The 12,579-nt window shown below is 32.0% G+C and carries 11 protein-coding genes; 6 read left to right on the top strand and 5 right to left on the bottom strand.

All coding sequences use genetic code 11. The annotated features are described in order from the left end of the window. Positions 1-343: 343 nt before the first annotated feature. From leuC to leuB, 3 genes are read left to right on the top strand one after another with little or no spacing between them, the layout of a single operon-like run. Positions 344-1,606 (top strand): 3-isopropylmalate dehydratase large subunit, encoded by a 1,263-nt coding sequence (leuC, locus tag AC5LAX_RS12745; RefSeq protein ID WP_270517974.1) that lies wholly within the window; start codon positions 344-346, stop codon positions 1,604-1,606. Between the two features lies 1 nt (position 1,607). Next, the gene (locus tag AC5LAX_RS12740) at positions 1,608-2,102 is read left to right on the top strand and encodes a 3-isopropylmalate dehydratase small subunit (protein ID WP_288909312.1); all 495 of its coding nucleotides are present in this window, start codon (positions 1,608-1,610) and stop codon (positions 2,100-2,102) included. Between the two features lie 8 nt (positions 2,103-2,110). Beyond that, positions 2,111-3,178: a 3-isopropylmalate dehydrogenase gene (gene leuB, locus AC5LAX_RS12735; protein ID WP_115152206.1), complete on the top strand. Its 1,068-nt coding sequence runs from the start codon at positions 2,111-2,113 to the stop codon at positions 3,176-3,178. A gap of 152 nt (positions 3,179-3,330) precedes the next feature. On the opposite strand, the gene AC5LAX_RS12730 is transcribed toward leuB, so the two are convergent. Further along, positions 3,331-4,164, bottom strand: coding sequence for an AraC family transcriptional regulator (locus AC5LAX_RS12730; protein ID WP_115152207.1), 834 nt, complete (start codon positions 4,162-4,164; stop codon positions 3,331-3,333). 159 nt (positions 4,165-4,323) lie between these two features. On the opposite strand from AC5LAX_RS12730, the gene AC5LAX_RS12725 reads away from it, so the two are divergent. The 3 genes from AC5LAX_RS12725 to AC5LAX_RS12715 are packed head-to-tail and all read left to right on the top strand — an operon-like array spanning position 4,324 to position 8,592. After that, on the top strand, positions 4,324-6,189 hold the full coding sequence (locus AC5LAX_RS12725) for a sucrose-specific PTS transporter subunit IIBC (protein WP_288909313.1): 1,866 nt from the start codon (positions 4,324-4,326) through the stop codon (positions 6,187-6,189). A gap of 23 nt (positions 6,190-6,212) precedes the next feature. Beyond that, the gene (locus AC5LAX_RS12720) at positions 6,213-7,208 is read left to right on the top strand and encodes a LacI family DNA-binding transcriptional regulator (RefSeq protein ID WP_288909314.1); all 996 of its coding nucleotides are present in this window, start codon (positions 6,213-6,215) and stop codon (positions 7,206-7,208) included. Positions 7,209-7,239: 31 nt separating this feature from the next. After that, a complete protein-coding gene (locus tag AC5LAX_RS12715; protein WP_288909315.1) occupies positions 7,240-8,592 on the top strand; it encodes a glycoside hydrolase family 32 protein in 1,353 nt (450 codons plus the stop codon). A gap of 115 nt (positions 8,593-8,707) precedes the next feature. Here AC5LAX_RS12715 and AC5LAX_RS12710 read toward each other — a convergent pair whose 3' ends face one another. From AC5LAX_RS12710 to AC5LAX_RS12695, 4 genes are all read right to left on the bottom strand, one after another. Then, positions 8,708-9,343 carry an HAD family hydrolase gene (locus AC5LAX_RS12710; RefSeq protein WP_278850251.1) on the bottom strand — a complete coding sequence of 212 codons (636 nt, stop codon included), beginning with the start codon at positions 9,341-9,343 and terminating at the stop codon, positions 8,708-8,710. A 328-nt stretch (positions 9,344-9,671) separates the two neighbouring features. Further along, complete coding sequence (locus tag AC5LAX_RS12705; RefSeq protein ID WP_018999664.1) at positions 9,672-10,613, bottom strand: AEC family transporter; 942 nt, start codon at positions 10,611-10,613, stop codon at positions 9,672-9,674. 36 nt (positions 10,614-10,649) lie between these two features. After that, positions 10,650-11,855: a D-alanyl-D-alanine carboxypeptidase family protein gene (locus AC5LAX_RS12700; RefSeq protein ID WP_288909316.1), complete on the bottom strand. Its 1,206-nt coding sequence runs from the start codon at positions 11,853-11,855 to the stop codon at positions 10,650-10,652. Between the two features lies 1 nt (position 11,856). After that, the gene (locus tag AC5LAX_RS12695) at positions 11,857-12,294 is read right to left on the bottom strand and encodes a PaaI family thioesterase (protein WP_022227707.1); all 438 of its coding nucleotides are present in this window, start codon (positions 12,292-12,294) and stop codon (positions 11,857-11,859) included. Between the last annotated feature and the right edge of the window lie 285 nt (positions 12,295-12,579).

The raw sequence follows: 12,579 nt of genomic DNA, 5'->3' as shown, positions 1-12,579 counted from the left end.
AAACATATATCCAGTCAATCTCCTAAGGAGCAATTCATCTCACTACCTTAGAGGTAGGAGACTTCTTGCTCAGTATGGTTAAAATCAAATATTAATATCAATGAAAATAAAACCTTTTTATACTTTTAGCAAAAACAAATTTCCTATACTAAAAATCAAAAGTCCGTTTTTACTTTCCTAAAAAAAGAAAAAATCTTCCTAGTAATATACTTTTTACCCAAAGTTTTACCGTTTTTCTAGCTAAAATATTACTCTTGACAAAATTTTTCCACTTGTAATATCATATCTTTTAATGACATTGTTAATTTGTTAACTTAAAATAAACGATATTGGAGTGATTTTCATGGGTATGACTATGACCGAAAAAATTTTGGCTAAACATGCTGGAATTGATGTGGTAAAACCTGGACAGCTCATCAATTGCAAACTTGATATGGTACTTGCAAATGATGTAACTGCTCCACCTGCAATTAAAGAATTTGAAAAAATTGGCAAACCTGTTTTTGATAATACAAAAATAGCTCTTGTGCCTGACCATTTTACACCAAATAAAGATATTAAATCCGCTGGACTTGCTAAAATTGTTCGTGATTTTGCACATAAACATAATATTGTAAACTACTTTGAAATTGGTCGTGTAGGTATTGAACATGTAATTTTACCAGAAAAAGGTATTGTAGCTCCTGGTATGGTAACTATCGGTGCAGATTCTCATACTTGTACATATGGTGCCTTAGGTGGATTTTCCACAGGTGTTGGTTCTACAGATTTAGGCGTTGCCCTTGCTACTGGTGAAGCATGGTTCAAAGTTCCTGAAACTATCAAAGTCAATATCACTGGTAAAAAACCTAAATATATCTGTGGTAAAGATGTTATGCTCACTTTAATCGGCATGATCGGTGTAGACGGAGCTTTATATAAAGCATTAGAATTTGCTGGCGAAGGTGTCAAAGAACTCAATATGACTGACCGTTTAACAATTGCCAATATGGCTATCGAAGCTGGTGCTAAAAATGGTATTTTCCCTGTAGATGATGAAACTCTCAATTATATTAAAGACCGTGTAACTAAACCATATGAAATCGTTGAAGCAGACAGTGATGCTACTTATTGTCAAACTGTAGAAATCAATCTCTCTGAATTAAAACCTGTAGTAGCATTCCCTCATCTTCCTGAAAATACTCACAGCGTTGAATCCATCAAAGAACCTATCACTATTGATCAGGTAGTTATCGGCTCTTGTACTAATGGACGTTTAGAAGATTTAGCAATTGCTGCTTCTATCTTAAAAGGTCATAAAGTACATCCTAATGTTCGTTGTATCATCATTCCTGGTAGCCAACAAGTATATCTTGATGCTATCCATAATGGTTATGTAGATACATTTATTGAAGCTGGTGCTGCTGTAAGTACACCAACTTGCGGACCTTGTCTTGGTGCTCATATGGGTATTATGACTGCTGGTGAACGTTGCGTTTCTACTACAAATCGTAACTTCCGTGGTCGTATGGGACATGTAGATAGTGAAGTATATCTCGCTAGCCCTTATGTAGCTGCAGCTAGTGCAATTCTTGGAAAAATCGCAACTCCTGAGGAGGTAGAATAATATGGCTGAAAAATTAGAAGGAAAAGTTTGGCGCTATGGCGACAATATTGATACAGATGTAATTATCCCTGCTCGTTATTTAAATTCTTTTGATCCAAAAGAATTAGCTAGTCATTGTATGGTAGATATCGATGAAACTTTTGCTCAAAATGTAGTAGAAGGTGATATCATGGTCGGCGGTAAAAACTTCGGCTGTGGTTCTTCTCGTGAACATGCTCCAATCGCTATCAAAGCTTCTGGTATTCCTGTAGTAATCGCTAGCAGTTTTGCACGTATTTTCTATCGCAATGCCATCAATACTGGTTTGCCATTACTTGAAATTGGTGATGATGTAGAAAAAATTCATGCTAATGATAAATTACGTGTTGATTTATCCACTGGTACTATTGAAAATCTCACAACTGGTGATACATTCCAAGCTGTGCCACTTCCTGGCTTTGTCCAAGATATTGCCAAAGCTGGCGGACTCATCAACTACATTAAACAGAAGGGTTAAGATTATCTATGAGTAAAAAAATTGTAGTCATTCCTGGCGATGGTATCGGTCAAGAAATAACTGATAGTGCTGTTGCCGTTTTAAAAAAAGTTTCTGATAAATATAATTTAAATCTTGAATTTGAAAGTCATCCTGCTGGTGGTACTGCTTATGATTTATGTGGCACCCCACTTCCACAGACAACACTTGAAGCAGCACAAAATGCTGATGCTGTACTTTTCGGTGCTGTTGGTGGTCCAAAATGGGATAATGTAGAACCTACACTTCGCCCTGAAAAAGCTGTTTTAGGGCTTAGAAAAGGACTCGGATTATATGCTAATCTTCGTCCTATCAAAGTAGCAGATGCTCTTGTTGAATATTCTCCACTCAAAGAAGAAATCGTAAAAGGTACTGATGTATTAATCGTACGTGAATTAATCGGCGGTATCTATTTTGGCGATAAATGTGAAAGTGAAATCTATGAAGGCAATGAACGTGCTTGGGATTTAGAAAATTATTCCGTTCCTGAAGTTAATCGCATTGTAGAATTTGCTATGCAAGCTGCTAAAAAACGCAAAAATAAAGTGACTTCTGTAGATAAATCCAACGTTTTAGCAACCTCTAGATTATGGCGTAGAACAACTGCTAAAGTAGCGGAAAAATATCCTGAAATCACTTTGGAAAATCTCTATGTAGATAACTGTGCTATGCAACTTGCCATCAACCCAAGCCAATTTGATGTCATTGTAACAGGCAATCTTTTTGGCGATATTTTAAGTGATGAAGCTGCAGTTTTAAGTGGCTCTATAGGTATGCTTCCATCTGCTAGTATCGGTGAATCCACTAGCCTTTATGAACCAATTCATGGCTCTGCTCCTGATATTGCAGGCAAAGGCATTGCTAATCCATTAGCTACTATACTTTCTGCTGCTATGCTTCTTCGTTATTCTCTTGATGAACAAGAAGCTGCTACTTGCATTGAACAAGCTGTAGATAAAGCTTTAGCTCAAGGATATCGCACACCTGATTTATATAAAGAAGGCTTCATCAAAGCAGATACAAAAACTATGACTGAAGCTGTATTAAACAATATTTAATATATATTTTATCTATAGACTTATTAAAAAATTTTATTGACAATTAACTTATCTTTTAATATAATTCTTGTGTTAGGACTTATATACATTCTTTACTCACCCCCTAGTGCATAACTAGGGGGTTTTTCTTTATGCTTTTTTATAAAATTTACTCATTCGCGAATAGCTAATTGAGGATATCTTCGATAATTAAGTGGCGTATCTTTATATACTTTTTTAAACTGATGACAAAATGCTGATGCATCATTAAACCCACAACTATAGGCTATATCAGCTATAGACATATTTCCGCCTTCTAATTTATTCATAGCTGTCTTCAAGCGGAAATTTAAAAGATATTTTTGTGGCGACATATCATATTCTTCTTTAAATAAACGATATAAATACGTTCTATCTATTCCTAAATATTCTGCTATATCGGTAACACTGATATTTTTACTGTAATTTTCATATATATAATCAATAGCTCTCTCTACATGAATAGATTTTGCTTGCTGTTTTTTCATTTGAATTTTCATATGTCCAAAAATATTATATAAACGACTAAGCAACATATATTCATTATTTTTATACTTAGAAAAATAAAATATAAAATTCAACATAGCATCTCTGACTTCACCATTACTCTTATCAAAAAATAATGGATTTACCTTGTCAAAACCACTATTATTTAACATATTTTCTACATCATAACCATCAATGCAAATCCAACAATATTCCCATGGATCATCTTTATCTGCTTGATAAACACATGTTATTCCTGGACGAATAAGAAACATAGTATCTTTTTCTATTACATAACAAGTATCATTCATCCAAAGTCTTCCTTTGCCTCTCGTTACATAATGAATTAAGTAATGCTGTCGTATTGCTGGCCCAAATGTATGCATAGGACAACAAATTTCCCAGCCTCCATAATATAAATTTAATGCTTTACTTAAATAAACAGGTGTATTAAATTCACTATAAATTTTTCTTATTTCCATAAAAAATCCCACCCAAATAAAATTTATACCATTCTTGCTCTATTTTTATTATATATACTCTTTTTCAAAACACAATACAAAATTTAAATCTTGACTTAAAATTATGGAACTGATACCATATAGGTGGAACCAATTCCATAATTAAGGGAGTGTACATAAATGAAAAATCTTATTCTAACAAGTCCTATTCCTGGCAAATTAATTGCCTTGAACAAAGTAAAAGACCCTGCGTTTTCCTCTGGTGCTATGGGTGCTGGCTGTGGTATCGTGCCATCTGAAGGCAAAGTCTTTGCACCATTTGATGCTAAAGTAGAAGTTCTCTTTGAAACTAAACATGCTATTGGACTTACTGGAACTGATGGCGAATCCATCTTAATTCACATTGGTATTGATACTGTGAATTTAAATGGCAAACCCTTTCATAATTTAGTAAATCAAGGCGATACTGTAAAAAAAGGAGATTTGCTATTAACCTTTGATATAGATGAAATCAAAAAAGCTGGCTATGATGTAACAACTCCATATCTTGTTACTAATGCTTTCGATTATGATGAAATAACTATAAAAAATGATGCTCAAGTTATCTTAGCAAAATCCGCTCAAAAAGATGACGAGGATACTAAAAATAACAATATTTCTGAAAATAATGCCATTGATACAAATTCCAATCTCGCTAAAGAAGAAATTGTTGCGCAAAAAATCTTAGAAAATATTGGCGGTTTAGATAATATTCGCTCTGTAGAACATTGTGCTACTAGACTTCGTTTGATTTTAAATGATAAATCTAAAATCGATGAAAAAGCTATTGAAAATATTGATGGCGTAAAAGGACAGTTCTTCGCTGCTGCACAATATCAAATAATTTTAGGAACTGGATTTGTAAATAAAGTTTATGATGTCATCATCAAACAAACAGGACATTTAGCTTCTAATAATAAAGCTGAAGCTTATGCTCAAATGTCTTTATCTCAAAAAATTTCACGTACTTTAGGCGATATCTTCGTGCCTATCATACCTGTATTGGTAGCCACTGGTTTATTCATGGGACTGCGCGGTTCTGCTACAAGTTTAGGCATTGAATTCAGTGATAATTTCTTATTAATGTCTCAAATTTTAACTGATACTGCTTTTGCTTTTTTACCTGCACTTGTTACATGGTCTGCAATGAAAAAATTCGGCGGAACTCCTGTAATCGGTATTGTTTTAGGTTTGATGTTAGTAGCGCCACAATTACCAAATGCTTATGCTATTGCTGCTGGCACTGCTTCTCCTCTATATCTTGATTTATTCGGTATCAGTATTCCTATTGTCGGCTATCAAGGTTCTGTTTTACCTGCATTAATACTTGGTATTTTCGCTTCCAAATTACAATTATTCCTCAAAAAAGTAATTCCTGATGTTGTCGATTTAATTATCACTCCATTTTTGACTTTATTTATTTCCATGCTCTTAGGTCTTTTAGTCATTGGACCAATCATGCATGCCTTAGAAATTTTTATCTTCAATGTAGTTAAGACATTTTTAGAATTGCCATATGGTATTGGTGGTTTCTTCGTTGGTGGTCTTCATCAATTAATTGTTGTAAGTGGTGTTCACCATGTATTCAATGCTTTAGAAATTGAACTACTCTCTTCAACTGGTAAAGATATGTTCAATGCTATCATCACTGGTGCTATAGTAGCTCAAGGTGGAGCAGCTATCGCTGTTGCTCTACGCACTCAAAATAAGAAAAAACGTGCAATGTATATTTCTTCAATTATTCCTGCATTTTTAGGTATTACTGAACCTGTTATTTTCGGTATCAATCTTCGTTTTGTTAAACCTTTTATCTGCGGATTAATCGGTGGTGCTTGTGCTGGTGCTACAGCTAGTATCTTACAATTAGCTGGAACAGGTATGGGTATTACTGTTATCCCTGGTATGCTTTTATATATGGATAGATTACCAGCTTATTTACTTGTTAATTTTATTGGTTTAGCTGTCGCTTTTGCTCTAACTATGGTATGCTTTAAACCAGAAGAATAATTATTGCAAAGGATGACTTTATCATGACTCAAAAACTCACTATACAAGATATTGCTAATCTAGCTGGAGTAGCTAAAAGCACCGTTTCTCGCTATCTAAATAATGGTTACGTAAGCAAGGAAAAAGCTATGTTAATTGATAAAGTCATACGTGAGACAGGTTATAAATCCAATTTTTTTGCCAAACGTTTAAAAACTAAACAAAGTAAATTAATCGGCATTGTCATGCCTCGTTTAGACTCTTTTTCTGCGGGCAAATTATTGACAGGTTTTAATATAATTTTACAACAAATGGGATATCAAGCTTTGATTTTAATCAGTGAATTAAATTCGCAAAAAGAACTAGATAATATCTCTCAATTAATTCAACAAGGTGTAGATGGAATTATCGTTGACTCTATCAATATCAATGACAATCATCTAAAATTAATCAATCAAGCTAATATCCCCATCATTTTTACAGGACAAAGCCACGATAAAGTAAATTTTATCAAAGTAGATGATATCAATGCAGGCAAATTGATGGGTGAATATATCGCCTCTTTAAATCATCAACAAGTGGTATTTTTAGGAGTATCTCCTCAAGATAAAGCTGTAGGCGTAGACCGCTATAAAGGATTTAGACAAGGTTTTCTCGCTAATAATCCGCAAGGTAAAATATCTTTTGTTCAAACTGATTTTAGTTTTGAACAAGCCTATAATTTAGGCGATACTGTAGTGTCTTTTAATCCTAGTGCAGTCATCTGTGCTACAGATAATATCGCTTTAGGATTATTGCGTTATTTTCATGAAAAGAAAATCCATGTTCCCCAAGATATTTCACTTGCTGGCTTTGGTGGTTATCCTGTAGGCAGTATATCTTATCCATCATTGACTAGCCTAGCCTTTGATTATAAACATCTAGGCATAAAAACAGCAGAAAAATTATTATCTATGCTTCAAAATCACCCTGTAACTTCTGAATATGACCACAATATGAATTTAATCATACGTGAAAGCACACGCTTAGCAAAAATATAAAATAATATTTAATGAAGGAGGACTTTCATTTATGCAATGGCATAACAAATTTCATTTGGAAATGCCTAAAGGCTTAGTTAATGACCCTAATGGTCTTTGTTATCATCAAGGTAAATATCAAATATTTTTCCAATGGAATCCTTTTGGCTGTGAACATAAACATAAACATTGGACATATACACAAACTACAAATTTTATAAATTATACTAAACCTCAAATAGCTTTAGCTCCTGTTGACAAATTTGACAAAGATGGCTGTTATTCTGGCTCTGCACGTAGTAAAAATAATAAATTAGAAATTATTTACACAGCTAATTTAAAAGATGAACAAAATATACGCTATCCTCGTCAAGTTTTAGTTAAACAAGATGATGATGGTGAATTCATCAAAGAAAAAATCATTATTGATACCGTACCTAAAGGATATACTACACATTTTCGCGACCCTTATATATTTACCAAAAATAATCGCAGTTTCATTATTTTAGGCGCTCAACGTGAAAATTTAACAGGTTGCGCTTTAATCTATGAAGAAATTGATGAAAATTGGATTTTTAGGGGTGAATTAAAAACTCAACTAACTGATTTCGGTTATATGTGGGAATGTCCTAATTTATTTACTATAGACGATAAAGATATTTTAGTATTCTGCCCTCAAGGTTTAAAAGCTCAAAAATATCAATATCAAAATCTTTATCAAGCAGGCTATTTAATCGGTCAATTTAATCCTGATACACTAGAATTTACTCATGGCGAATTTCATGAGTTTGATATGGGATTTGATTTTTATGCACCACAAGTTTTAGTTCATGAAAACCGCCATATTTTAATTGGTTGGGTGGGTATGCCAGATAAATTACAAGATTATCCAACTATAAATGATGGCTGGGTTCATTCTTTAACTTTACCACGTGAATTAATTTTAAAAAATGATAAATTATACCAACGTCCTATAAGCGAATTAAATGAATTAAATCAAAATACTACAACAAAAATAAATACAGATAAAATCTCTTTATCTGCAAATAAAAAACTAGAAATATCTATCCCCCTTAAAGATATTTCTAGCTGGCAAGGTAAATTAAAATTCAATGATGAATATATTTTATTAACTTATGATAAAAATACTTCTATTTTTACTATAGACCGCAGTCAATTAAAATTAGGCGGAAAAGGCATTCGTCAATTTCTAGTAAAAGCTCAAGATGAATTAAATCTGTCCGTCTATATAGATAATAGTATTATAGAACTATATCTACAAGATGGAAAATATTATGCTACATTTTGTTATTATCCAACAAATGATAATCCAATTTTTGATTTAATCCAAAATACTAATAATTGCACTACACTCACAGATTTAAACTCTATTTCTTACTTATAGCCAAAAAGTAGTCAATCTAAAAATATATTAAATTCCCCCTTTCCGTTTAATATATTTTAGTTGACTACTTTTTCTTTTTATCTACATAATTATTTTAAATTTTATATCCAAGACATTATATTAATTCTTGTAAACAATTCATTATTTTAACATGAGGAAATTTTGCAAAATCTGCTTTAATATTATTTCCTGTTAATACCCCTGCAAAATCCACCTGCGCATTTTGAGCAGCTTGAGCATCTACAATATTATCGCCAATGTAAATTACATCTTTTTTATCTACATTTAAACGCTTAACAGCTTCTAAAATTCCATCTGGAGCAGGTTTATACGCATATTTATCCTCACTGCCAATAATAAACTCTACCAAATCATCTATTTTATCCCTAGTCAAAGTCTGCATAATACGACGACGTGTTTTACTAGAGATAATTGCTATTTTAGCCCCACGTTCTTTTAAAGTCTTCAATACCATTTTTGTATCATCATATAAATATGTATTCTCTGTCATATATAAATCAGCAAAAATAGTATATTTATCTTTTAATTCCTGTATTTTTGCTTCATCAACCTCTCCAGTCAATATAGACAAAGCCTCACTCATAGGCAGACCAATAGTTCTTTTTATCTCATCTTTAGGACGAAGCGGATACCCTTCCTGCTCCATAAGTAACTCAAAACACTTCACAATACCAACTTCCGAATTTGCCAAAGTATAATCAAAATCAAATAAATAAACCTTATAGGACATAAAAATTTCTCCTCCAAAAATTTTTAACATTCAGTTTTACTAAATGAAAAACAAACTAAAAAACTTCTACAACTAAAATTTTATAATATTAACTTATTATTAATCATTTATAATACCAAAAATCCCCGCATTAGTAGACTTTTACGGTAGCTGAAAGCTATTAACAAAGATAAAATTATGGATACGATTTTAGTTCAACTGTTTGAGCAAAGCGAGTTTTGAACGTTGTAGACATAATTTTATCTTTGTTAAAGTAAAATCAATATTGCGGGGTAAAATTTTCTTTTTGGTTCGTTTTTCTTTTATTAAAAGAAAAATGAACCAAAACTTACGATAATAATACCATATAAATTGGAATTGTAATTATAGATAATAATGTAGTCGCAGAAACTACTAATGTTGCATATTCTGTATCTGTATTATAAAGACTAGATAATACCACTGTTTGAATCATCGCAGGCAATGACGCCATGATTACAAATACTTTAAACATCAATTCTGGCATAGGGAAGATAAAAGACAATAAGTACATGCTAAGCGGTGCAATTATAAATCTACCTAAACATATACCTATTAAACCTAAATCAAAACGAATTTTTTTCAAGCCCATAGAATAAAGTGTTACACCTATAAAAATCAAAGCAAGTGGTGTTGTCAAATTTCCCATATATTGAGCTGTATCCATAAAAAATTTAGGTAAAGGAATGTCTAAAATTAAAATAATCAATGAAGCTAAAAACCCTAAAATCGGTGGAGAAAAAATTCTTCTCAATGTTTTTAAAGTAAACATTTGCTGATAAGAAAATTCTTTTGAATCTGCCTGAATACAAGCATTTCCTAAAGTCCAAAAGAATGTAGTATTAGCGAAAAAATACAATAAAGTATAAGGTATTGCTTCCTCACCAAATAATGCCATAGTTACTGGTAAACCTACAAAAATAGTATTTGAAGTTGTAAATGTAGATTGAAAAATCCCTCTATGACCTTTTTTAGACATAAATCTTGCCAAAAACACACTTAAAATAAAACATACACCAATAGAAATAAATGGCACGATAGAACCTGTTATTAAATGCAATAATTGGTCATGACTAAAAGCATGTGTAATATTATAGATAAAAAACAAAGGCAATGATACATTTGTTACCAATTTCGGCAATAAGGCTTTATTATCTTTGTTTATCCAACCAATCTTAGCTAGATAGCAACCTATCAGCCCCATAAAAATTAAAGTCAAAACACCACTGATAGCGTGTAGTAATGCTTGCATATTATCATTCCCTTCATTTATTAAGTTTTTTCTTTATTAACTAAAAAATAATTTGTGTAAAAAACCTAAAAGATTAAATCCTTCTGTTACTTCTTCTGTCGTTACCATATCTACACTACCAATGACATTACCCTGATATAATAAATCAACCGTTCCCACTTTAGCATCTTGTTTTAATGGAGCATCTATATATGCTGGTAAATTTATTTTCCAAGAAAAATCATCTGTATTATCTGTATCCATGACTAAATAAGTAAAAGGCTCTATAGGTTTTACTGTAGTCTTATAATTAGTGCTATTATGCGTATATATACTAGAAATTAATTTCTGTTCATCAACAGTTTTCATTTCTTTTATATGTTTAAATCCATAATCCAATAAAGCTCTACCTTCAATAAAACGAGCTCTACTATCTGATGTCTTCAACACCACAGCAATAAGTGTAACTCCATTTTTCTGTGCAGAAGCTACTAAACAACCACCAGCAGCATCAGTATATCCTGTTTTTATACCAGTTACATCATCATAATTCCACAATAGGCGATTTGTACTACCATAGATATCTTTTCGTTCTGTTGGATTTACCCACTGTATTTCTTGTTCTTTTGTTGATACTATTTTACGAAATTTTTCATTTTCATAACCATATCTTGCAATCTTAGCCAAGTCTCTAGCTGTTGTATAATGGTTCATATCTGTCAATCCATGAGGATTATTAAAATGTGTATTAGTAGCGCCAATTTCTTTTGCTTTATCATTCATCATTTGCACAAAAATCTCTAGTGAGCCTTTTCCTACATAATAAGCAATGGCTGCAGCACCATCATTACCAGAAGCAAGCATTGTAGCTTGCAACAGTTCTGACATTTTTATTTTATCGCCTTCATTTATATAAATGGCAGAACCTTCTACACCTACAGCACGTTTATCGACTTCGACTATGTCATCATCATTTGCATTTTCCAGTCCAAGTATGCAAGTCATCATCTTAGTCGTACTTGCAGGCATCGCTTTAGCATCTGGATTTTTTTCATAAAGAACTCTACCTGTAGTTGCATCTATCAAAATTGCAGCTTGAGCCGTCATATCTTGTAGATTATCTGCTGTAACAGGAATATATGGTTTTGATTCATCTACTGGCGGAGCATCATCTACTATGCTATCCATAGCTCTTGCTGGGTTAAATGCTATAAAAATTTGTACAAAAACTATACTAAAAATTATAAGTCGTTTAAAAATCATCTCATTCACTAGCTAATCGTCCTATCACAAAAAATGTACCACGAGCTTTGGCACATAATTTATTATCTTTATTAAAAACTTCACATTCAGCAACTACTGTACTTCTTCCATTATGAATAATTATTCCTTTTACAATAGCCACATCTTCCATATCAATAGATTTTAAAATATTAATATTAAAATCCAAAGTTACTACTTTCTTTCCCACACTAAGACAGGCTGCGCCCATAGCCATATCGCAAAGGGACATAATCACACCACCATGAGCTATGCCATAAACATTTGTATGTTCATGTTTAATTGTCAGACTAACACATACATTTCCCTTATCAATAGAAACAATATCTACACCTAAATGTTTTGTAAAGGGATTATCTTCATAAAAATTATTAATATAATCACTTATACTTTTCATATTATCTTGATTAAATTGTTTCACTCTTTTTCACCTGCCTTTATAGATAAATTTTATTATAATTTACGTCCTTTTTGATTTCAAGAAAAAGCTAACTTTTTTATTTATTTCTTAATATAGAAATAAACCAACAAAAAATTTTTTCTATGAATAAAATTCTGCAAAGTAAAATAAACAGCATTTAACATTATATATCATTATATATTGAGAGATTTTCAAATATAATTTACCAAATGCGAGCGTAAAGCCCCTAAATTTATTTATGGAGATATAAGCTCGCTAAAAAACAATGATTCGATATCATTGTTT

The organism is Megamonas sp. (genome assembly GCF_986095205.1).
This window is presented reverse-complemented; position numbering and strand designations above follow the sequence as displayed.